Raw genomic sequence first — 24,487 nt, 5'->3', positions numbered from 1 at the left:
GCCTCAAAATGTTATTAGGAGAATTTTTGTGAATTTGTTTTTTAATTTAAATGAGATTTCAAAACTTACCTCAAAAGCTGAGCTTGGTTGTATTGACCATTATGAACATTGTTTTTTACAAAAAATGATTGCTTCTCAGACAGTAATAAACCAATATATGAAAATAATCAATCCCAATGAAAATAATTTTCAATTGATTACGGAGCGGTATTATAGTTGGATTTGTAAAAATTGGCAAAAAAATCATATCTCACAAAGGGATAAAACAGATTTATTTCTATTAAAAAATTCTTTAGAAAAAGTTAATTTTAATAAAAATAAAAATTATAAATCTATATATATGAAACCATTATGGCATTTTGATACATTAAAAGTATTAGCTGATATTTGGGGATTTTCATTAAAAAATGATCAAAATTCAATAATTCAATTTTTAAAATATTTTTTGGAAAATATTTATGGAGTTTCAAAAAATTTAATTGATGAAATATTTAATTTAATATTAACGAATTGGAAACCAATTTTATCACCATTAGGTAGTCTTTCTAATAAAAAGTTTTCTTTACAAGAAATAGAAGATTATTTTTTTGGGAAAAACCTAAAACCCGATTATGAAATTCATATTATTGATAAAATTGATAGATTTTTTTCTGTAGTTGGAATTGGCCATAAAAATCATATTTTTTTATCTAAGAAAAATGATTTTGATTTATTTGAAGCTGCTTTAGTTATTCATGAACTACAACATATTGTAGATGCTATATATGAGACAAATGAAGTAGAAAAGGAGAATAAAGGTGAGCAAGTTTTTTCTCAAAAAATAACGGATAGTTTATTTTTATCTGAAAAAAGTGCTTTAAATGCGGAAAGGGTTTTTTTGTTAGCAAATGGAACAGCCAAAAGAGGGAGATACTACTGGTTGGAATCAAATCTATTTTACCCTATTCTATTACTAAAGTGTGAGCTTCATAATTTGATTTATCGTGATGATAAACCTGTTGACTTTAAAGATATGTGTCTTGCGCATGGTATGGAGCCATTGCCATTATCTTCTTTGTTTGAATGGGGAGCTCCTTTTCAGATGAGTGCTTATTGTGCATCTGCAATGGATTTAGAGCAAAATTGGGTTAAGTTTCTTCAATAATGGAGATCTTCTTAAATATGAGTAATGAAACAAATTCGCAAAAAGATATTAAACTTCCGTCTATCCCCGATGCCGTTAGAGAATGTCTTTCTCAAATGTACAGCAGCGAAGCTGATATCTCTAAATTGGCTTCTTTGGCTCAAAAAGATGCAGGAATCACTTCAAGCATTTTAAAATTAGCCAATTCCACTTTATATTCAATGGGACAACCCACAAGTGATTTAAAAGTTGGTGTAACAAGAATTGGGCTAAGCTCGCTTATGCAAATTTTAATTAAATATTCTATTGAAAAATTATTTGAATTTGATGCTATAGACTTTTTTAATGTAAAATCATTTACAAAACACTGCTCTTGGGTTTCACAAATTGCTTTTGAGCTTGGAAAGTTAGTAAATGCTGCACAATTATCAGATCTCCTTGTTGCGGGTTTATTGCACGATGTAGGATTATTGGTAAGAGCAATTTCAGATAAAGCCTTAATGAAACAAATAACGGAGAGGTGTTTAAGAGATAAAATTGATTTTAATACAGCGGAAAAAAATTTAAAATTAGAATCCCATGAAATATTAGGTGAAGTTTTACTTGAAAAATGGCAATTACCAGCTTCAGTCATTTTAATCATTAAATATCATCATACAGAGGAAAATTTTAGACCCAAAAAATTAACAAGTGAACAAAATAAAGCGATAAACTTAATCAGCTTGTCGGATACAATCGCGCATCGTTTTGGAAATGCTTTTACAAATTATACAAGAGATACAAGGGTAAATACAGTAGAATTAGATAAATTAGGAATAAATAGTCAAGATGTTGCAAAAGTTGTAAAACAAGCTACACAACAACTTCAGTTTTTTTAATTTTAGAAAAATCTTGTGTATATGAAAAAATTAATTTTATTTTTATTCATTTTAATATTGCCAAGTTTAATTGCAGCAGGGGCTCTGTATTACTTTTTTCCAAAAGATTTTAAAAACTTAATAGATTTAGGAAAAGAAAAAATAGTAGTATATTACCCATTTTTAAAAAAATATATTCATGTAGCTGAAGTTGTTAAAAAACCAGTAAAAAAAGAAGAAGAACCACCTTTAAAAGAAAAAATAATCATTCCTAATTTGCATCATTTTACGAATGCAGAAATTTACGCTCCCATTTGTGGAAAAGAAGTTACTGAAAAATTTGCTGATTTATTTACAGGCTGTGAATTTTGTCCAAAATATTTAATTAACGAAATGAAAGAGAATCAATTTAAATATATTTCCGAAACCAGAGGATTTATTTTAAAAAAAGAGGAAGAAGAGGCGATCATATTTATGAATGGTTGCTATCGTTCAGATCAAAGTGGTTCCGCAATTTTAATTCGTAAGGGATTTGGGGGCTGGCAAAGAGTTTCGGTTTATAATAACATTCAATTTGATAAAGAACCTTTAGAATTTTTTGAAGAAAATGGGCGTTTTATTTTTGTAGCAAGAAGAACTATTTTAAAGAATGACGAAATAAAACAAGAGCTATTTTCTTTTCAATTTCAAAAAAATAATATGACGCAGCAAAATCTTTTTTCAATACATATGCCTAGGGGTTTAAAATGTGAAACAGCATTACAAGGAGCTATTGAAATACCCATAAAAATGAAAGACACTATCTTTCAATCCAATCTTGAGATTGTTGGTTGTAATGAAAATAAGTTAAATGGTATGTATCTTTTGATATTTCAATTAAAAGATGGAGTATTTAAACCAAATAAAGAAACATCTATTTTAATGACAAAAATTGAAAAATATGGAGAATAAAATGAAACGGAGATGTTTAGTAGCCATTTTATTATTATTTATTTCATATTCATTTAATTTATACGCAGTAGAAGAGGAAGCTTCTCCTCCTCCAAATATAGGATTTTCATTAAATTTATTGGGTCCTATCTTTGGAATTTACTCTTTAGGAGTTTCATCATTTTTAACTTCAAGGGTTCAGATTGGAATTAATGGAACTTATTTTGATACACGCAGTGTTGATCCAAAGGTAACTGGATGGCAAACTCAAGTAAGAATGAATTATTTTTTCTCTCCACTTTATAAAAGCGGCTTTTATCTAGGAGTTTTTGGGGGCTTTGAGTCTGTTCAAGTTAACAATAACTCAGGTAGCTCTAATAATTATACGGATCCTATCGGAGGCGTCATTCCTGGATACCGTTGGTCAATGACTAAAAAGTTAGACATGCTACTTGGTGTAATGGTTGGATATATGTATGGAGATGTACAAATAAGTCCTGAGCTTTCTTTTGTTTATTTATTCTAAAAATCATTCAATTTTTTTTATATAATAATTCAAATTCATTTGAATGAAACCTTTTTCAAAACTTATATAGGATAATCCAAGAAATTAAATGGTTGCATTTTTATAAATTAATAAAGCAGAATAATTAGAAATATAATTTTAAAATATGTCTGATTTGCATTAAAAAATAATTAAAATATTAAAATTGATTAACGTAGATATATTTATTATTAATAATTGTATATTTTTTTTTTAATTTGAATAAAATTAATTGTGTAATTGCTATTTATGGTGTCGAATTTTGACCTTAATATATTCTTGTTATTTGTTTAATTAATCTGCAAAACAATAATATAATTGTAGAAAATTATAGCTATTAAATTTATTTTTATTTAATTTGTATTATTTAAAATTAAATATATAATTTATTTTGGCTGAATTAATGAAGCTACCTCTTGGTGTTTATTATATCATTTAAATAAAAATAATTATAAGGATCTAATATCAAATGAAAAAAAGCGTTTTTTTATTTTCTGTAATGTCTATATTTGTTGCAAGTTGTGGTAAAAATAGCAATAATAAACAAGAGTCCACATCTGATTTTTTAGTGGATCGTAAATATGAAATAATAGATGCCCCATCAAAGGGATTAAATGATAGAATAAGTTCTTTAGTTTTTCATTATACAGCATTAAGTCAAGAAAAATCATTAGAAGTTCTTAAAAAAGGTGGGGTTAGTGCCCACTGGTTAATTCCAGAATCGGGGAATTCGATTTATAAATTAGTTGCTGAAGATAAGCGCTCCTATCATGCAGGAATTAGTTCATGGAAAAGAAGAACTGATTTGAATGATACTTCCGTAGGCGTTGAAATCGTTGGTCTTGGATACAAATGTAAAAATAATCCTCAAAGTGATCAATGTCCAAAAGTCGAAAAAATATGGTTTCAATTTACGGATGATCAAATAAAAATGATTGTAAATTTAGGTAAGGATATTCAGCAAAGGTATAAAATAGATCCATTGTGCATTGTGGGTCATTCCGATATTGCTATTGGAAGAAAATTAGATCCAGGCCCTTATTTTCCGTGGAAAAAATTAGCTGAAAAGGGGGTTGGTGCTTGGGTTACAGAGCAAGAAATAGAAAAACAACTTAATTTAATTCAAGCAAATATATCAGGTAATATTTCAGATTTAACAATACAATCGAGATTATATGAACTTGGTTATGATAATAGAAATCCTAATTTTACGAATAAATATATAGAAAATAAGTTAACAATTCATATTTATCCTGAATTTAATTTGCCAAATAGCAAAATTAAAAGTTGGAAAAATATTCCATTTACAAGATTAGATTTATTGGATATTTTAAATAACTACGGAAATAATTATACAACAGCTTGGTTTGATACAACATTATCTAATAATGCAATTGATGCGTTTTTGATGCATTTTTTACCAGAGGATTATTTATCAAATAAAAAGATTGATAACAAAAGAATATTAGCAACCATTCAAGCTCTGTTAATAAAATATCCTAACAGAGCAAAATCTTCTTGTGGCTATTAATTTGTTCCTTTTTTAGCAAGTAAAGAAGCTGTATTTTTATCAGACTCTTCTTTTGGTAAACACATTTTCAAAGCTAAATAAAATATAAATAAACTAAATAGTGCAATAATTAAAAAGTCCCAACCAATTGGTATTACTTTTTGTCCACCTGTAAAAGAACTGTAGTAGGATAGGATACAAAAAATAGCCATATAGGGTAGAAGCCAAATAGAACATTTGTAATCTAGTTTTGTAGCAACATGTTCAGGATCAATTGTGTTTCTGCTTAAGTAATTAGAGATAACAAAAACAACAAAACCTGTAATAACAGTAACACCAAGTTTCCAAACAACATCCCAACCAGACCAGTAGATCATTAGGTTACAAACAAAGAAAGCGATAAAAGAAACTACTTTATAAAATGGTAAACTAAATGGTCTTTTTCTTTCTGGTTGTTGTTTTCTAAGTGCTATCAAACAAATTGGGCCAACTGCAAAAGAGAAAACGAGCGCTGAGGATAAAAAGGAAACAATAGCTTTCCAGCCACTAAACGGTAAAAATGCCAACATGGAAACAGCTAGGTTTAAAAAGATAGCTCTCATTGGTATTCCCGATTTTGCTATTTTTGCAAAAAACTTTGGGGAATTTCCAGATTGACTCATTGTCTGAACAATACGAGCACTCGAAGCAACATATAAAACACCTGTTCCAAGTGGTGAAATAATAGCATCAACATATAAAACAGTAACTAGCCAGACAATTCCAAGTGTTGCCGCTAAACCAGCAAGAGGGCCTGCATCTCCAGCAAAAGATAAATTATGATATCCATTTGCTAAAGCAGTTTCAGGTAAAGCTGTAATAAATGCGTATTGAAGACCGCAATAAAGAGCAATACAAATTAAGATTGATAAAATAAGAGCAAGAGGAATGTCTCTTTGTGGGCGTTTAGATTCGCCTGCTAATAAAGCTGCGTGTTGAAATCCACAAAATGAGTAAACGACACCAGCGAGTGCTACGGCAGAAAAGATTCCATTTACACCATAAGGAGCGAACTCATGCGCGGAATCTGTTGTTAATCCCATATTTCCAAAATTGTGTCGTGTGATTAAGAATAAAAATACAACAGCAAAAGGGACTAAAAGTTTCCACATACTTATAAAATTATTAGCATTAGCTAAAAATTTAGCTCCAAAACTATTTAATAGAATTAAAATGAGCATTGTGACAAAACAGATGAGATAACCATAAGTTGTAAAAACATTTACCCCATCTACTTTTTGAATCAGTGAGGGGAATTTATTCCCCATATATAAGATGGTAGATTGAACCTCTTGCGAGATAGAAACAACATAGGTAATCCAAGTAATCCAAGTAAGAATAAACCCAACTAATTTACCATGTGTAAAGATAGGAAAGGCTGCTACCCCCCCTGAGATTGGGAACATGGCACTTAATTCAGCAAATGTTAAAGCAAGAAACATAATACTTACGCCGCCAATGAGCCATGAGATCATGGATGCAGGTCCAGCCATTTGAGCAGCATATAAAGAACCAAATAGCCAGCCTGAGCCAACCATCCCACCAAGACTGGCACAAATAATGCCAAATAAACCAATACTTCGTTTAAGTTTCATGGTGTTTATTACCTTTCGAAGTTAAAAAATTTTATGAATTGGAATCTTAAAAGCAGCAATAGAAGCTACCCATTGAGAAATCCGAATATTTATTTACCATCTCCATTTATTTCTTTATTGCTGGTTAGTCAAATTAATTAAACTTATCCTTTTATGCCTTAAAATATTATGTGCTTTTTTTTGGGGCTAATCAATTCAAAGAATTTTCATTTTGCTCAAAAAAATTACACTATTAGATTATGGGTTGTTATAAACACAATAAAATTATCTATAAAAAATGTTTTTTTATTATATTATAAAAAAATTTTATCTTTTTAAAAAAAATATGAATTTCATAATTTTTTGATTGTACTTATAAATTAATTTATCTAAATTATAAAACTTTAAACTAAATTAAAATTAGACTTATTCTTTTAAAGCTTTTTTGTCCAAATACAAGTCATTAAATGTTATTGAATCCCGCAATTTTATTCCAGAGTCATTTAGAGCTTTTTTATTTACTGTAAAAGATTATGGCCAATTATAACAAAATAGTCATTTGTCTTAACTATAAGATATAATTTAACAACTTTTTTGAATTTTGCAATATAATAATCAATCGAAATCTTTTGGGTCATAATAATAGAAATGCTTAATTTTTTAATGTTCCATGCTAGAATCAACAGAAAGAGCAGTTAGTGACCAATCGTATCGCATAAATAAAATGGTGAGAGTGTGAAATGCTAAGAATGCAATGTAAAGCTTATTCATCTGGTAATTTTTTGCTTATAAATTTAGCTTTGAAGTTCTATATAATGTCAATCCATATTAGAAATTAATTTAATTATTTCAAATTAAAAACCGAGATAATTTTCAAAGATGAGTTTTTTAAATTAAGGAATTAAACTGGTTTCTATGAAAGAAATTAAATTATTAAATTTGTTATCTAAGTCTGACATTGAAATAGCTACAAATACACTTACCTCTGCTTTTGAACACGATCCTTGTTTGCGATATATTTTAAATTCAAATGAATATCACCCTGAAATTGCCTTTCAAATTCATAAGCAAGTTGTGAAGTCTGGACTGTATTTTGGACATGCTTTATCAACAAGTAAAAGTATGGAAGGTGTTAGTGTATGGATGCCGCCAACTAAAAAAAATATTTCTATTTGGGATTTTATTTTGTCAGGTGGGCTTTCTATTCCTATTAAAACAATTTTTAGAATGAATACATATGAAAATCATGCATTAAAAGTGAGAAATGAAATTGCAATTCATGACCATTGGTATTTATTTTCTATTGGAGTACATAAAGAATATCAAGGAAAAAGTTATGGTACAAAAATGTTGAAACCAATTCTTGATTTTATAGATCAAAGAAATGAATATTGTTATCTTGAAACTCATAATCCCAATAATATTGCTTTTTATGAGAAGCATGGATTCGAATTAAAAAACGTTACTTTATTGCCTAAATCTAATACAGAACATTATGCTATGTATCGCAGTCCAAAAAAATAAGTTTTTATATATTTAATTTATTACAAATAAAATTTTAAGTTCTATATTGCACAGAATGAATGATTATTTATAATATATATTGAATTTGTTTTATTTGTGTAAAATAATAAGGGAGGCTTATAATGATTAGAATTATTTTACTTATATTATTTTTTTTTCATATAAAGTCTTATAGTTTACAAACCATTCAATTAGGTGTTGAAGATATTAACTATTATCCTATATATGGCACATTTGATTTTGAAGACAATCAACTAAAAGACTACGAAGGATTATCTGCTGATATATTTCGATTGTTTAATAAATCTCAAAATGAATATGAAATTATTTTTAATCCTAGACCTGTTAAAAGGTTATATATTGAATTTTTATTAAAAAATTCTAATCTTGACGCTAAGTTTCCTGATAACCCATTGTGGAACAAAGAACAAAAAGTTGAAGCTCAAAAAAAAATTTTTTACAGTGACCCAATTTTAGAATATACAGATGGTGCATTTGTATTAAATGAAAATAAAAATCTAAATATTAATAATTTAAAATCAATTGGAATTTTAGCTGGTTTTTCTCCAATAGGATATGAAGAAAAAATAAATAGTGGAAACATTATTGTTGAGGAGTCATTTAATGTAAACTCGCTTTTAGAAAAGCTTTTAAGAAAAAGATTAGATGCTGTATATTTAAGTAAATTTGTTATGATATGTAAAACTCAAAAATTAAAAAAGAGCAATCTAGTTTTATTTAGTAATAAATTACCTAATAACAGTGGCTATTATTATATTTCAACATCAAAGTACCCAAAATTTATTAAATTATTTAATGAGTTTTTAAAAAACAAAAAGAATACAATAAATAAAATGCAAGATTATTATTTAAAATTTAAATGCAATTAGTTAAAAGATTATAAGAAATGCTTTTTCTAATTTCATTTAAATATTTTGTATTATTTAATTAAACAAATTTTTAGATCATAGTATGAATAATATTTTCAGCTTTAGACAAAGCGCCTGCTAATTTGTCTATACTTGTGCCACCACCTCTTGCAAAATCGGGGCGTCCGCCACCTTTTCCATCAACTAATTCAGACAATTGCTTTACAATACTACCAGCAGATAATTTTTTAAATTGTTTTAAGATATTTGGATTAATCGCAACCATAATATGAGCTCTTCCTTCTGAGTTCGAAGCAATTATCGCAATCGTATTATTTTTTTCTTTAAGCCTATCACAAAGAAGTTCCATTTCTTTAACGTCAGTTGCATCAAGAATTACTAAAATTAATTTAAGATCATTTCCAATATCTTTTGCGTTCGACATAAGACCTGATATTTGTGTATTCACTAAACGACTTTGTAGTGTTGAAATATGCTTATCTTGTTCTTTTGCGTGATCTTTTAATAATTGAATTTTATGGGCAATTTCATTATCGGAGCATTTTAGCATTTCCGAAGCTGTAGCCAATTGATCTTTTAATTTTTTTAAATATTCAAAAGCATTATTTCCTGTAACGGCTTCAATTCTTCGAACACCACTTGTTACACTTCCTTCAGAAATGATTTTAAATAAACCAATATTGCCTGTTGCTGAAACATGAGTTCCTCCGCACAACTCTAAGGAAAAACCTGGTACGTTAAGCATGCGAACATGATCATCATATTTTTCATCAAACATAGCTATTGCACCCATTTCTTTTGCTTTTGTTAAAGGAACGGATTCATGGGTTTCAACAAGGACATTTTTTAATATTTGATAATTTACTATTTTTTCTACTTCATCAATTTCATCTTGAGTCATAGCTTTATTATGTGAAAAATCAAAACGTAAAACATGAGGATTTACTAAAGATCCTGCTTGGCGAACATTCTCTCCTAAAACTACTTGTAAAGCTTTATGTGCTAAGTGAGTTGCCGTATGGTTTCGCATTGTTGCTTGGCGTAAAGTAAAATCAACAATTGCTGTTACTTTAGAATTGTGTCCAAATAAATTTGAAAGCTCTTTTTGATCTAATGGTTTTGCTTCTTCTGCACTAAATTCAACATGCTTTAATAAATGGACAATATTATTTAAAGATTTACGGACATCAACAACTTCAAATTCATTTTTTCCACTATTATTTAATGTAATAAACCAACCTGTGTCTGAAACCTGTCCACCACCTTCTGGATAAAAAGGAGTTTCCGCAATAACAATTTCAAACATTTTATTTTTTAATTGGCGTACTTTTTTAATATTTTGAAAAGGAATAGGGGATTCAATAATTTCATGATTGTCTTTAAATGTATTGTTAAAGACAAGGTTGTAGCCAGCAAATTTTTTATCGGATAAAGGATTTGCAGGATGAAACTCAATCCAAGTGGAATCATCTTGATCAAATTTATAAAATTTTGCTTCTGCACGGCTTCTTTCTTTTTGCTCTTGCATGTGTTTTTTAAAGCCTTCTAAATCAGCTTTAAATCCTAATTCTTCACATAAAATTTGAGTTAAATCGGAAGGAAATCCGAAACTATCATGCAAAATAAATACATTTTCTCCAGAAAGAATTTTTTTATTTTTTAATTTTGCTTCTTCAATAAAATGCTGAAATTTAGTAAGACCACTTTCAAGAGTACTATTAAAGCGAAGCTCTTCATTGCGAATAGCGTCTTCAATGCGAGCCTTATTTTGAATAATTTCTGGATAAAATTCACCCATTTCATCAATAACAGTAGCAACAATATTCTCTAAAAAAGATTTATCTTTTGGCCAGTTTGGAGCAAGTTTGCCTACATGACGAACGGCACGACGTAACACTCTCCGTAATACATAACCACGCCCTTCATTAGAAAAATTAGCACCATCTCCTAATGTAAAAGTAAGTAAACGAATGTGATCTGCTATAACGTTACAACTTACTTTTAATTGAGAAGAAATGTCATTCACTGGCGATTTTATACCGGCAGTATGAATTATTTTTTCTTTTATTTTTGTAAATAAATCTATATCAAAGTTAGAGGTTTTCCCTTGTATCAAGGCGGTTAATCTTTCAAGACCGCAGCCTGTATCTACACTTTTCATTGGTAGATCAAGTAAAGTACCATCTTCTTGGCGATTATATTGCATAAAAACAAGGTTCCAAAATTCAAGATAACGGTCACAATCGCAACCAGGACCAGAACATTTTAGACCTTTTTCATAACATTGTCCTACATGCTCTCCTTGATCTAAATAAAGTTCAGAACAAGGTCCGCAAGGACCAGTTGGACCCATAGCCCAAAAATTATCTTTATCACCAAGTCGAACTATTCTATTTTCAGGAACGCCCATGGTGCGCCAAATCGCAAAGGCCTCATCATCGGAATGATGGACGGTCGCCCAAAAACGGGACATATCTAATTTAAGTTCGTCTTTTGAAAATTCATACGCCCATTGAATGGCTTCTTTTTTATAATAATCTCCAAAACTCCATGATCCTAACATTTCAAACATGGTACAGTGGCGACCATCTTTGCCAACATCATCAAGGTCACCAACACGAATGCATTTTTGCGCATTCGTTGCTCTTTTATAGGGACGAACTTCTTCACCTGTTAAGCAGGATTTAAATTGAGTCATTCCAGCAATTGTAAAAAGAATGGTTTGATCACCAATGGGAATTGTGGAGGCACTGGGAACATAGGTATGTTGTTTCGATTCAAAGAATTGAATAAATTTTCGGCGGATGTCGTTTGTCTTCATAAAATCTCCAGATGCCTACCACGTTTGCAAAAAATTAGTTACGGATAATGTAATATCATAGCGTACGGAGTTACCGAGCTTAGATAACATATAGAATGCCCTTTGTTTGATAGCAATAAGCAAGTTTAAGGAAATACGAATATATGGGTGATAAAAATAGACAAGACACATCTTTGATAAGTGATTCAGAAAAATTAGGGAAAGCAAGCTTTGGAGCTATGTTAGGTGTTCTATTTTCTAGGGCTTCTGGTGTTGTTAGAACAGCGGTTGTGAATGCCACTTTTGGTATTGGTGTATCACTAGATGCTTTTAATACAGCATTTCGTTTTCCAAATGGATTAAGAGATCTCCTTGCTGATGGCGCTCTTTCTGCAGCATTTGTAAAAGTATTAATAGATGAAAAAGCAAAAGGAAAAGAAGCAGAATTAAAATTAATTAAAATTGTTCTTGGATTTTTTTGTTTTGTTACTTTTTCATTAGCTATTTTAGGTGCTATTTTTTCTAAACCATTTATGAATTTATTTATGAGTGATGAATTTAAAAATTCGGGTGGTTTAGAACTCGCTTCTTTTTTATTTAAAATACTTGCATTTTATTTACCATTTACCATGTTAAATGCTGTGGCTATGGCAATTTTATCTATTTTAGGGCAGACTTTTCGGGCTATGAATGGCTCTGCATTTTTAAATGTTGGAATTATTGGGTGCGCGTTATGCTCTCCCATTTTTATTATGTATGGAATCAATCCTATTTATGGTGTTGCAATAGGAGCTATGCTGGGTGTTTTATTTCAAATGATTTATCAATTTATTCCATTATATAAATTAGGCTACATTGGTTTTCCTAATTTTAATTTAAAAGATTGGTTTAAATATAAGCCTTTGCATGAAGTTTTAATATTAATGATTCCAAGGACAATTGCTCAGGGTGCTTTAATTATAGCATTAATGATAAATACATTTTACGCCATACAAATCGGAGCTGGCGTGTTAAGTTATATAGTAACAGCAATGATGATCATTCAAGTTCCTATTGGTTTATTTGGCGTTGCAACGGGATTTGCTGCTCATCCTGTTTTAACAAAAGCAATTCATGATGGTCAAAATAAAAAGTTTTCAAGTTTGCTAACAGAGAGTATGGATACTTCACTCTGGTTAGCTGCATTAACGACAGCTTGTTTTGCTTTATTTATTGTTCCTTTTTATGCTGTTTTATTTCAGCATGGTAAAGTAGCAATGCATGATACAATACAAAACTCAATTGCTGTATGTGCTTATTCCATAGGAATTATTTTTAGTGCTGGTTCAAAAGTTGTGTTAAATGCTTTTTATGCAATTAATTCAACAAAACAAATTGTATATAATGCTTTTGTTTATTTAATTATAAATGCTTCATTAAGTTCTATTTTAGCACCTAAGTTTGGGATTATTGGATTGGGTCTTTCATTTAGTACTGCAACCGCAATTGATTTTTTTATGAACTACTTCTTTTTAAAAAAGATTTATCAAAAGAAATATTTTGGTGATAATCCCTATTTAGAAGGTGGTAAAAAATTCCAACTAAAAATATTTTTATTTGCCTTTTTTGCTTATTTATTTGGAATTTTTGGAATATTTTTATCAAAAAATTTATGGGAAAAATTTAGTAATATATTTTCTGTAAAATTAAATTTTGTAACGAATCTTTTGATTTTAAGTGTTGGTGGTTTTATATTTATTTTAATAAGCTATATATTAGTTTATTACTTTGGGCCTGTAAATTTAAAAAGATTATTAGTTAAAATAAGAAAAAAGATTTTAAAATAAATTTTATTCCATTTGAACATAAACCGTTTTCAATTGAGTGTAATTTTCAATTGCAGCTAAACCATTTTCTTTTCCAAAACCAGAAGCTTTAAAGCCACCAAATGGAATTTCTACAGGGCTAATATTATAATTATTAATCCAACACATTCCCGCTTGAAGATTTTCAATAATTCGGTGTGCTCTTGTTAAATCGTTTGTAATTACTCCTGCTCCTAATCCATATTTAGTGTGATTTGCTCTTTCAATTACTTCTCTCTCATCTTTAAAATCTAAAATAGACATAACAGGACCAAAAATTTCTTCTTTAACAATTGTCATTTCATCATGACAATCTGTAAAAATAGTTGGTTGAATAAAGTTTCCATTAGAGAAATGACTTTCGCTTGGGCTCCATTCAGGTTGTTTTCCACCATAAATAAGTTTAGCGCCTTCTTGAATTCCTTTTTCAATGTAAGACATTACTTTATGAAGATGATCTCTGCTTATGAGAGAGCCCATTTGTGTGCTATGATCAAAGGGGTCTCCTATTTTTATTTTAGAGACTTTATTAAGTAAACATTCTATAAATTTATTTTTAATTTTATGATGAACAAAAACCCTTGTTCCGTTGCTACAAACTTCACCTTGTGTATAAAAATTAGCAAGGATAGCGATATCTGCAGCTTTTTCAATATCATAGTCATCAAAAATAATAAGAGGAGATTTACCTCCAAGCTCTAAACTCACTTGTTTTAAATTGTGAGCAGCATTTTCCATAATCTTTTTTCCAGTTGCATAAGACCCTGTCAAAGAAATTTTATTTATTTCTGGATGCAAAGATAAATACTCACCAACTTCTTTTCCACCTTGAATAACTTGAAAAACTCCTTCAGGAATTCCTGCTTCAAGATAGATTTCAGCTAGACGACTTGCAGACATTGGGGTGAGTTCAGAGGGTTTAAAAAGCATCACATTTCCACTTGCTAATGCGGGAGCTGATTTCCAGCAGGCAATTTGAAATGGATAATTCCAAGCCCCAATACCTGCACAAATTCCAATGGGTTCTCTGCGTGTATAGGCAAAAGATTTTTCTAATTGGATATAATCGCCTCGAATGGTAGGTGCTACTCCTGCATAATATTCAAGAACATCGGCAGAACTTGGAATATCAGTTTCAAGAGCTTCTTTTATTGGTTTTCCTGTATCAATCACTTCAAGTTGAGCAAGTTCATGGTAACGGCTTCGAATAATTTGTGCTGCTTTTGAAAGTATTTTAGCGCGTTCAAAACCGCTTCTATTTTTCCATATTTTAAAACCTATTTTAGCTTTTTGAATTGCACTTTCAATCTCGTAATTTTGAGTTATTTCAACATCACAGATTTTTTTACCAGTTGAGGGAGAGTAATTAGAAAATGTTTTTTGCATGGTACTTCCTTTCGTGTAAAAATTCTAAAATTAAATAACACAAAAGAAATTGAAAGGATATAAAAAGAAATATAAAAAAACGAAAGAGATTGAAATTATTTTTTTAAAATTCCACTTCATTTTCTTTTTTTTATATATTTTAAAAATTTAAAAATATTATAATTTAAACTTTAAAATATTCTTTTAAAATTGTTTATTAATAATTAATTTTAGCTATTTTAATCATTCCCATAATCAATAGGTTGCGCAGAGTATTTATTTAAAATTTCATTATATAATTGACTTGTTCTAAATTTATTTATTTTTAATGATACTGCTGATATAAATTCTTTATCTGATTTTTTTGAAGTTGCTATCCAAGTTTTATTATTCAAAATAGGTCCAATTTTGTCAAAGCTTAAAACATTTAAATTTTCTTTTTTTATTATATACTCAGCAATAATGCTTCCTTCAATCCAACCGTCAATTCGTTCATTTAGTAATTTTTTTAAATTTTGTTCGTTACTTGTAACAGTAGAAATTTCACCCATATATTTTTTTTCATTTAATGTTAGAATTAATGAAGAACCATTAATAACACCAATAGAGCTTAATCTATTTATGTTTACTCCATTTTTTTTGATCCATCCTTTTCTTGTATAAATAAAAACAGGAGTGATATAAATAGGAGATATCCATTGATATTCATTTTCTCTAGAAGTATTACGTGAAATAAAAATAAGTGAGTTTTTTTTATTTTTAGTTTCTTCCAAAGCTCTAGCTAACGGAAAAGCAGAAAAAGAATAATTTTTAAAAATATTTACAGATAAATCGATGATTAGTCCTTCAAGCTTATTTAAAATGTTATACCCCGATTGAGGAGGAACATTATCTGAAATATTTATATCAATATTTGATTCAGCAAGAATATATCTATGAAATTGAATAGGAATTATGAGATAGAATAATATCAATTTTATTTTAATATTTTTCATAAATTACTTTTCCTTTTTATTTAAAATTTCTAAAAATTCATAATTTTTTTGTTCAGGAATTCCTGAGCAATTTTTGCTAAATTTTCCTTTTTTACATGGCTTATCTCTTTCTAATGACCAATAATGAATTCCGCCTATTTTTTTATTAATTGCAAAATTGTTTAATTTTTTTGCATCATCCAAAGTAAAAATTTCTGTTTTAATGTCATTAACACCAATCATAGGGGTGATCTCGATTAAACTCCATATTTCTGATTCTTGCTTTTTGGAATAAATACTTTTTAGAAATTTAAAAGCATTTAAAGTTGCTTTAACTGTATATTTAAACATATTTTTGTTTAATTTATCAGAATAGTTCATAGCTAAAATATTTATATTAAAATTTATATTTTTTAATTTAGCTTTTTGAATAAAATATTTTTCATTTTTTGAAAAACCTTCTGGCATAATAGGAAGAGTAAATGTAATTTTTAAAATTTTATTTTTATTTTGTAATAATTCTAAAGTATTTAATATTTTATCTAATGATTTTTTATTATTAAGAAATTTTCCTTCTATGTCAAAGTCAAGTCCAATTGGATGATAAAAATTTAATATTTTTTCATAAGAATGTAAAAGATCATCTGTTGTTTTGCATCCAATAGAAAGATCTTTTCCATCTGCACCGCCAAGTGAAATTTTAAATTGAATATTGCTATCTTTAATATTTTTAAAATAATTTAAAATATAATCGGACTGAATTAAACTATTTTTATCACCATCCCATGATGGATTACAATTACCAGCATCTTGAATAAAAGCAAAAATAAAAAAATTCATTTTACTTATTTTTGAAATTTCAATTATGGAATTACTTTTTTCACCTAAATCATATTCAGTTATTTGAGAATAAGGGCTAAAGTTAAAATTTATATCAGAATAATTATATGAATTATTTTCTAACGAAAATGAATTAAAACAAGTAATAATAAATGTAATATTGTAAAATAGAATCCTAAATATTTTTAAAATGGGACTCATTTTTAGTAATTTCCTATTAATATTTTTGCCATTGTGTTAATATTTGCAGACATTTTTTGATTTTGATTTGTCTTAGTATAGTAATAAATGTTTTTAAACTGAGCAGAAAATGAATTTGCAACTAATATTAACATAGACGTTGATTGTGTAATATCATTCATATTAAATAAAACATCGGGTCCATCAAAAAAAACGGTAAAGCTAGATAATTCAAAACTTAGCATTCGTTTGATATCAAAAATGACCGAAGAGAGTTCTTCTAAATAAGGAAGACGTGAAATTAAGGAAGGTTTAATTTGCAAATAAACAACACGTCCCAGTTCAAAGGAATCATTTGGAATATTTAAATTTTTAAAAAAGGAAGCGCCATCCTGAATTGAAAGTATTAATATATTCTCACCTTTATTATATTCATCTAAAATATCTTTATGCAAAGTTAAATCTTTTTCTACAGAATTAAATCCAATAAAAATTTGTATACGCTTATCATTACTAGAAATTCTATTATTTAATGTATTTAATAGATTTTTGACATCATTAGAAATTTGCAAAATATCAATAGGCTTTGGCATGTATTTTGAAGCACCTAATTCATTCGCTCTTCTTCGAGTTGCTTCTTCTTTATCACCACTTACGCAAATAATAGGAATTGATGATAGAATTGGGTGATTTCTTAAAAAAGTTAAAATTTCAAACCCATCTACATTGGGCATATTTAAATCTAGTAAAATTAAATTTGGATTTTCCTTGTCGGCTAAAACCATGGCATTAGTTCCAGACAATTCGCTAACAACATCAAAATGTTTTGACAGGGCTTTCGAAATGATTTTTTGTGAAACTTCATCGTCGTCAATATAGAGAATTTTCTTTTTAATAGGTTTTGTTTGTTCTTCTTGTTTTATTTCTTTATTTTCAATATTTTCTGTGTTGTTCAGCTCACTCATTTGCGTTTCCTTAATTGTAAATATATTTTATCAAAATATTCAAAGCGTTATAAGGTCAAGAAGCTGATCATAGGAAAATTTTTACCATAATTTAAATTTCTAATTATTTCGATATGTTCATCAGATTTATTTTGTTAGAAATGGGATTTATGAAAAAAGTGAAAAGAAAAATAAAAGATAATGAAATGTTTTTTATTATTGTGATTATTTTACTTATTTGTTCGCTTTTAATTTTTGTATTATTTAAAAGTTTTGATTTTAAACAATTAACTGGAGCCGAATTATTTGCTTTTAATGCAATGAAAATATATATGCTTTTTCTTTTTATAAGACTTGTTTTTCATTTGTTGCTGAGTTTTGCGAATAAATTTTTTGCAAAAGAAGTTGGAAAAATTGATTACTATCCTCTTGTTACTGTAATAATGCCCTGCTATAACGAAGATAAAGTGGTAAATAACGCAGCAAAATCTATACTTGGAATGGACTATCCTAACATTGAAATTTTAATTGTGGATGATGGTTCTACAGATGAAACTATTGAAGCCATTGCCCTTTTAGAAAAAAAAGGAAAAATAAGAGCTATTCATCAAGAAAATGCTGGGAAAGCAGAAGCATTAAATAGAGCTATTAGTGAAGCACACGGTGATTTTGTTTTATGCATGGATGCAGATAGTGTTTTAAATACAGAAGCGTTAAAAATTGGAATGAAATATTTTGAAAGTGATGAACGCATAGCTGCTGTTGCAGGAAGTGTTGAAATTGGCAATGTAAAAAATATGATAACTTCATTTCAAAAACTTGAATATGTTTCTGGATTAAACTTATTTAAAACGGCTCAATCTTTTTTAAATAGCGTCATTGTGATTCCAGGGCCTATTGGTATCTTTCGAAAATCAATTTTGCAGGAAGTTGGTGGATATCGCTCAAATACTTTTGCAGAAGACTGTGAACTTACTATCCGATTATTAATGGCGGGTTATAAGACTGTCTATGATGGCGGATTAATTGCTGTTACCGAAGCTCCTGAAGATTTTAATTCCTTAATTTCTCAAAGATACCGCTGGACAAGAGGAATTGTCCAGGCAATTCGTGAAAATTTGATTTGGTTAATAAAACCACATAAAAGTATTAAAAATTTTCTTATTATTTTGTACATGATAATTGAGTCGGTATTTATACCAATTGCAAATTTTTCATTTGGTATTTTTTCTATTGCGCATACTTTAATAAATAATTCTCATAATTTTGTTGGTTACTTTTTTTATCAATTGGTTGTTTTAGATATGACTGTGACTTTATTTTGTGTTGTGTCTGAGCAGCGTTCCTTTAATTTAATTTTTTATTCTGCAATTAATAGAGTTACCTATGGTTTTTCTATGGAAGTGATTAAATTTTTTTCAATATTAGATGAGTTTTTACAGTTACCTATGACTTGGTCTAAATTAGAAAGGAAAGGGATGGATCTTTGATACTCCAAAATATACTTAGTATATTTGTATTATCATTGTGTTTAGCTACTTTATTTATCACTCTAGTTACATATTTTTTGTATAGAGTGAAGCAGTTATTTAAATTAAATCAAAAAAACAATAATCAAATATTGGAAGGTGTTTTCTTTAAAAAATATGCTCCACATATCATTATCAAAGAAAAGCAAAAAGCAAATGAATTTGATACTAAATTAAACGATAGAAAAACATTAACAAGATTTTTTGCTATTATAAGTGGAATTATATTTATTTCCTTAATTGCAGGATATTTATTTAGTTATTTTCGCCTTGGTGAAAAAACAATTGACGCTAAAAATTATGAAAAACTAATTAAAAATGGATTATTAAAAGAATATCAATTAAATACAAATTTAGAAAATCCAGAAATATTCGAATTTATTTCAGATGAAAAAAAATTAGAATTAAGTAAAATATTCAAAAGTTTTAAAAATAAAAAAATTGGATTATTCAAGAATGAAAAAATACAAGATTTTGATAAAAATCAAAATATAAACTATGAAAATTGGGCAAATTATTTTAAAAGAAATAATATTGATTATAAAACAGTCCATGATTTCACAAGATCAAAAGATTTTAATATTTTTATAATTCCGCAAGCAATTTCTCTAAGTAAAAAATGGAAAGACGAAATAGAAGAATCTGTATTAAATGGCGTTGGTATTTTAGCGACAGGGCCCATTGCGAGTTTAGATGGATTAGGTTCGGAAAATAAAGATCAATTTTCACAAAGAATATTTGGAGTAGAATTTAAAAAAAATACGGACAAAAAAAATGCATTTCCGACTTGTTTAGAAGGAAATGCAATTCCATTCTTAGATGTAGCACCAGGGCTTATTTTAAATACATATCCTACAGATAATTCAGTAATTGCTTTAGCAAAAAGAGGTGTTTCTTCTGTATTTGAATCAAATACACAAGCACAACCAAAAATAGATATGACAACAAAAGAAAAAATTGTACGTTCTGTATATTCAAATGTATTGAAGTCAAGAGTTGCTTGGCTGGCTTTAGATCCTCCAAACCCAGCTAAAATAAATGCAAATGAACTTTATTATAATGATTTATTAATGGCTAAAAGCATACAATGGGTGATGAAAATGCCAATCGTTTCCATTTCTGCTTGGAAAAATGGAGCTCAGTCTGTATTTGTTCCTTCAGTCGAAATAGAAGACGATTCAGATTATGGTTATAATTACGTTGAACTTTTTGAAGATAATAAATTTCCTTTGACTATTTTTATAGCATCGGATCAAGTCCCAAAAAATCAAAAAATAATTGAAGAAGAAACTAGTGGCTCAGGTTTTTTTAGTTTTTTAAAAGGAGCAGATTCATTTCTTGAAGATCACAGTATTGAGTTTGCTACATTGGGTGAAAATGACTCCATCATACAAGGGAATAATTTACAATATCAGTTTCAAAATATTCAAAGCTCAAGAATTCTTTTAGAAGAAAACACTCAAGAGTTTGTTCTTGGATATAAACCACCACAATTAAAATTTGATAATACAACTTTAAACGCTGTTATTCAAAATAAAATGTCTTACTTTGTAGGAAATCAATCTTTATTTCGTTTGGGACCTACATTTATTGATGACAAAAATTTAGTTTATTTTCCCAAATCTAATTTAAAAGAAAATACCATGTTTAAAACAGCTAAATTTCATAATACAAATTTATTATTTAATTCATTAAAGGATCGCTTTTCAGAAATTGAAAAAATAAAAGGAGCTGCTTTTTATAATTTTCCAACTAAAAGTATTACAGCAAAAAATTTAGAAAGTGCCGTTTCTAATTTTTTAAAATATTTAAAAGAAAGAGATGTATGGAAAACAAATTATATAGGCCTTACAAAATGGTGGCAAGAAAAGGAAAATATAATTATTAATTTAGATTATGAACCTGCTTTAACAATAGAAATAAAAAATTTAAATACTTATGATGTAAATAATATTTATATTAATTTTGACTCCTTCTCAAGTGATTTTGATTTTTTGAATAATGAAAAGGGAGTAAGTATAAAAAAAGAAAAAAATTCAAATATAGGTCATATTATAATAAAGACTATTCCCAAAAATTCAACTTTAAAATTTGAAAAAAAATAGGAGAATTATGAAAAGATATTTTATTATTTTAATTTTTATTTTATTTGAAACTTCTGTCTTTTGTGAAGAACCTTCAATTTTAACTGGACAATATAATTATCTTCAGTCATCTGATAATATGTATATGCATTCTGAGAATCTTCAATTTAGAACAAATAGAAGAGATTTTTTAAATCCTTTTGATGATGAAGCAACTGCGGCATGGGACTTTTCGGGTTCATTTTTAGCTACTCAAGGATTTAATGCGAATGAGAATTATAATGGTCAAAGAGTTTATTTATTAGCTGGACGAAAATTCTCACCTAATTTACAGATTGATATTTCAAGTGGAGCTCATCGTTTATATGATACCTATAATCAAAATACTTCAGCAATATATGCAGGTGAAATAAAAACTTATTTTATGGCTTCTGAATATTTTAATGGATATATGAGTTTTAATCGTGATTATGCTTATTTTTATAATATACAACCTGGAGGTATTGATTATAGATTAACAGCAACAACTTTAAATACTTCTTTTAGTATTAATTTTACAGATTATTTAACCACAAGATTTATTGAAAATTATTATTTTATTTCCGATCAAAATCAAAAGTCGATATCAAATGTGTCCTTATTATATGGGATTTTTAATGAAGTGCCTTGGGTTTGGGTAGGGATTGGTTATGAAAATACTTCTTACAAATATATCTCTACAAATTACTGGTCTCCTGCGGCATTTATGTCTTTTGGAACAAGGGCAGAAGCCGATATTCCTTTAATTTTTATTAAAGATTTATCTTTAGGTTTAGAATTTAATTATAATCGGCTTTGGGATAAGGACACAGGAACAAGAGGAATTGGACTTAGTTTTTCAAATAAATTAACCTATGGTGATCGAAATTATAACAATATTTCAATATATTATAACCGAATAAATTCTATGCAAAATGGAAATTTATGGTTTTCTAATGAGGCTGGTATTATGGCTAATATTATGCTGTAACTTTATTTTTGGCATTGATCTTTTAACCAACTCGAATAGTCTTTAGGAAAAGGATAGTCTGTAAATTTAAGTTTATGTGATCTTCTTACTTGTTCAAAATAGGGAATTCCATTATTCATTGCTAAAGCAGAATCTTCTTGAAAAATATTGTCATTAAAAGCTTTTGCTGCTGGAATAAAAACAACATTCATTTTTTTAAATTTATCAATAAGCTGATTCATTGCAAAAGCATTAATTGAATTATAGTGTACTAATAAAACTTGAGGTATTTTTCGATTCGCTCCATATATAAATTTTGATAAACTATTATTATATATTAATACTTCAGCAGTATTTTTGATATAATTTTCGATTATTTCTTGAGTTTTGTCTTCCATATTGAGTTGTTTACATCTTATAAAAGCTTCATTAAAATCCCAATCACCGGAATCGACAGATACTTGGGCTATTTTATAGTTTCTTTTTTTAAAGTAACTGCGAACGGCATATCTTTTATCTAGAGAATCTCCTTCCATTAAATAAGGGTACCGAAAAACTTTAAGTTCATTAATGGTAGAAGCATAATCAATCAAAATGGTATCATTCTTTTCAATATCTTTAATATATTCTTCTGCCGTTACTCTAGATAAATTTAAATGCGAAAAGGTATGGTTTGCTAAAAGATATCCAGCATTTTTCCAATCACTAAAAATTTTTTTTTGCACTTCTGTGTCATAAAGCAATATCCCGTTAATAAATCCATAAACATATGGAATTTTATTATCTTTTAAGGATTTTATAATTTTATCTGATATTTCTTGACGGTTAATGAAAGTTGCATCTGGCCCTGCAGCAGGTAAATCATCGAAGGTAATTCCAAGTTGTACGGGTTCTGCAAATCGAAAATTATCTTTTTTTATTTTTTCATCTGCAAAAATATTTAAATGAAGAAAGAGCAAATTTGTAAAACAAAAATAAAAGATAAACTTTAAATTCATTTCATAGTCCCTTTGATTTGAGTCAATTCATTAGCAACATTTGTATATTCTAATTTAATCTCTTCAAAAATTTTTTTAGCTTCTTCAAAATTTGTAGTTGTTTTTAAATCTTCTAAGGACTGACATTTATTTCCTAATATTTCAGCTCCTAGTGCTCGGACGCTAGATTTAATAGAGTGCGATTCTTTCGATGCTGCCATTAAATCATTACCTGCTAAAAATTTATCAATATTTACTAATTTTTGTGGAGTGGTGTTTAATAAAGTATCAATTAGGTCTAATAAAAAATCTGGTTCACCATCTTCTTGAAGCATTTTTAATCCTTCAATGGTTTGATAATTAATGTGTTTGTTTTGTTCACTCATGTTATAAAGCCTTTTGCAGAAGGATGAATTTGATTTCATTCTACTATCTCATAGCATTACTTTATTTTCAAAAAAATTTTATAAAAAAAATTTATCAAATTTATTCAAAAAAATAAACTTGATAAAATAGGGTTCTAAAAATTCTTTTTTTAAGACTTATTTTGTTCTGATGCAATTAATATTTTTTTTGCACGGTATAATTGAAAAAATTGGATAAAATATAAAATGGCTGCAATAATTGAACAAATTTTAATTGCAGTTTCATTGCTATTTAGGAAAAAGGAAACAATATTTACGGCAAAAAATACGATAAAAGTATAAAATCCACAATTTGTTGTTTGAGTAGAATTGTTATTTTTTAGTAAAAGAGCCGCCCCAGATTTGGCTTTATATATGAGATAAGCCCATAAAATATTACCAACAAAAGGGATTATTGTTAACCAAGTTATCCAAGGATAGCGAAAAGAGGTTATTTTTAAAATTTTTTGGAGCCAATATAAATAAAGGCAATGAATTCCTATAAAAAGAGCTACAATTAAAAGTAAAACCGCTATAACTTCAGACGTCATCAAAATGATTCCTTTT

At 28.1% G+C, this 24,487-nt stretch carries 20 protein-coding genes; 11 read left to right on the top strand and 9 right to left on the bottom strand.

What is annotated here, in order from left to right:
* Window positions 1–28: 28 nt before the first annotated feature.
* The 5 genes from GCL60_RS04305 (at window position 29) to GCL60_RS04285 (ending at window position 4,985) form a co-directional block, all read left to right on the top strand.
* Window positions 29–1,144: a hypothetical protein gene (locus GCL60_RS04305; protein WP_153418638.1), complete on the top strand. Its 1,116-nt coding sequence runs from the start codon at window positions 29–31 to the stop codon at window positions 1,142–1,144.
* 17 nt (window positions 1,145–1,161) lie between these two features.
* Complete coding sequence (locus tag GCL60_RS04300) at window positions 1,162–2,001, top strand: HDOD domain-containing protein (protein WP_161998074.1); 840 nt, start codon at window positions 1,162–1,164, stop codon at window positions 1,999–2,001.
* A 21-nt stretch (window positions 2,002–2,022) separates the two neighbouring features.
* Window positions 2,023–2,931: a hypothetical protein gene (locus GCL60_RS04295; protein WP_153418636.1), complete on the top strand. Its 909-nt coding sequence runs from the start codon at window positions 2,023–2,025 to the stop codon at window positions 2,929–2,931.
* Between the two features lies 1 nt (window position 2,932).
* Window positions 2,933–3,436, top strand: coding sequence for a DUF3575 domain-containing protein (locus tag GCL60_RS04290; RefSeq protein ID WP_161998073.1), 504 nt, complete (start codon window positions 2,933–2,935; stop codon window positions 3,434–3,436).
* 487 nt (window positions 3,437–3,923) lie between these two features.
* Window positions 3,924–4,985: an N-acetylmuramoyl-L-alanine amidase gene (locus GCL60_RS04285; protein ID WP_153418634.1), complete on the top strand. Its 1,062-nt coding sequence runs from the start codon at window positions 3,924–3,926 to the stop codon at window positions 4,983–4,985.
* Here the strand turns inward: GCL60_RS04285 and GCL60_RS04280 are convergent.
* Window positions 4,982–6,598, bottom strand: a complete 1,617-nt coding sequence (locus GCL60_RS04280; protein WP_153418633.1) for an APC family permease — start codon at window positions 6,596–6,598, stop codon at window positions 4,982–4,984. The two genes, GCL60_RS04285 and GCL60_RS04280, sit on opposite strands and share 4 nt — an antisense overlap.
* Window positions 6,599–7,492: 894 nt before the next feature.
* Between GCL60_RS04280 and GCL60_RS04275 the strand changes: the two genes are divergently transcribed.
* Window positions 7,493–8,101: a GNAT family N-acetyltransferase gene (locus tag GCL60_RS04275; RefSeq protein WP_153418632.1), complete on the top strand. Its 609-nt coding sequence runs from the start codon at window positions 7,493–7,495 to the stop codon at window positions 8,099–8,101.
* Between the two features lie 122 nt (window positions 8,102–8,223).
* Window positions 8,224–8,991: a transporter substrate-binding domain-containing protein gene (locus GCL60_RS04270; protein WP_153418631.1), complete on the top strand. Its 768-nt coding sequence runs from the start codon at window positions 8,224–8,226 to the stop codon at window positions 8,989–8,991.
* A gap of 70 nt (window positions 8,992–9,061) precedes the next feature.
* Here the strand turns inward: GCL60_RS04270 and alaS are convergent, their stop codons facing one another.
* Window positions 9,062–11,812, bottom strand: coding sequence for an alanine--tRNA ligase (gene alaS / locus GCL60_RS04265; protein ID WP_153418630.1), 2,751 nt, complete (start codon window positions 11,810–11,812; stop codon window positions 9,062–9,064).
* 143 nt (window positions 11,813–11,955) lie between these two features.
* Here alaS and murJ point away from each other — a divergent pair, with 143 nt between their 5' ends.
* Window positions 11,956–13,617 carry a murein biosynthesis integral membrane protein MurJ gene (gene murJ, locus GCL60_RS04260; protein WP_153418629.1) on the top strand — a complete coding sequence of 554 codons (1,662 nt, stop codon included), beginning with the start codon at window positions 11,956–11,958 and terminating at the stop codon, window positions 13,615–13,617.
* Between the two features lie 3 nt (window positions 13,618–13,620).
* On the opposite strand, the gene betB is transcribed toward murJ, so the two are convergent.
* The 4 genes from betB to GCL60_RS04240 form a co-directional block, all read right to left on the bottom strand.
* Window positions 13,621–15,021: a betaine-aldehyde dehydrogenase gene (gene betB, locus GCL60_RS04255; RefSeq protein ID WP_153418628.1), complete on the bottom strand. Its 1,401-nt coding sequence runs from the start codon at window positions 15,019–15,021 to the stop codon at window positions 13,621–13,623.
* Between the two features lie 218 nt (window positions 15,022–15,239).
* A complete protein-coding gene (locus GCL60_RS04250) occupies window positions 15,240–15,995 on the bottom strand; it encodes a substrate-binding periplasmic protein (protein WP_153418627.1) in 756 nt (251 codons plus the stop codon).
* A gap of 3 nt (window positions 15,996–15,998) precedes the next feature.
* Entirely contained in the window at window positions 15,999–17,015 is a 1,017-nt protein-coding gene (locus GCL60_RS04245) for a glycoside hydrolase family 18 protein (protein ID WP_153418626.1), read from the bottom strand.
* A 2-nt stretch (window positions 17,016–17,017) separates the two neighbouring features.
* Entirely contained in the window at window positions 17,018–17,959 is a 942-nt protein-coding gene (locus GCL60_RS04240; RefSeq protein ID WP_153418625.1) for a response regulator, read from the bottom strand.
* Between the two features lie 149 nt (window positions 17,960–18,108).
* Here GCL60_RS04240 and GCL60_RS04235 point away from each other — a divergent pair, with 149 nt between their 5' ends.
* Genes GCL60_RS04235 through GCL60_RS04225 form a run of 3 tightly spaced genes read left to right on the top strand, consistent with a single transcriptional unit; the run spans window position 18,109 to window position 22,560 of the window.
* Entirely contained in the window at window positions 18,109–19,428 is a 1,320-nt protein-coding gene (locus GCL60_RS04235; RefSeq protein WP_161998072.1) for a glycosyltransferase family 2 protein, read from the top strand.
* Complete coding sequence (locus GCL60_RS04230; protein ID WP_153418623.1) at window positions 19,425–21,572, top strand: hypothetical protein; 2,148 nt, start codon at window positions 19,425–19,427, stop codon at window positions 21,570–21,572. Before GCL60_RS04235 ends, GCL60_RS04230 begins: the two co-directional genes overlap by 4 nt.
* Before the next feature lie 7 nt (window positions 21,573–21,579).
* Entirely contained in the window at window positions 21,580–22,560 is a 981-nt protein-coding gene (locus GCL60_RS04225; protein WP_153418622.1) for a hypothetical protein, read from the top strand.
* A gap of 2 nt (window positions 22,561–22,562) precedes the next feature.
* Here the strand turns inward: GCL60_RS04225 and GCL60_RS04220 are convergent, their stop codons facing one another.
* The 3 genes from GCL60_RS04220 to GCL60_RS04210 form a co-directional block, all read right to left on the bottom strand.
* On the bottom strand, window positions 22,563–23,537 hold the full coding sequence (locus GCL60_RS04220; RefSeq protein ID WP_153418621.1) for a polysaccharide deacetylase family protein: 975 nt from the start codon (window positions 23,535–23,537) through the stop codon (window positions 22,563–22,565).
* Window positions 23,534–23,902 (bottom strand): Hpt domain-containing protein, encoded by a 369-nt coding sequence (locus GCL60_RS04215; RefSeq protein ID WP_161998071.1) that lies wholly within the window; start codon window positions 23,900–23,902, stop codon window positions 23,534–23,536. Before GCL60_RS04215 ends, GCL60_RS04220 begins: the two co-directional genes overlap by 4 nt.
* A gap of 149 nt (window positions 23,903–24,051) precedes the next feature.
* Window positions 24,052–24,471, bottom strand: coding sequence for a hypothetical protein (locus GCL60_RS04210; protein ID WP_153418619.1), 420 nt, complete (start codon window positions 24,469–24,471; stop codon window positions 24,052–24,054).
* Between the last annotated feature and the right edge of the window lie 16 nt (window positions 24,472–24,487).

The sequence above is a fragment of the Silvanigrella paludirubra genome (assembly GCF_009208775.1).
In the GTDB taxonomy this organism is placed as follows: domain Bacteria; phylum Bdellovibrionota_B; class Oligoflexia; order Silvanigrellales; family Silvanigrellaceae; genus Silvanigrella; species Silvanigrella paludirubra.
Note: the sequence above shows the minus strand (reverse complement) of the source record. Positions and strands in the feature narration are given on the sequence as shown.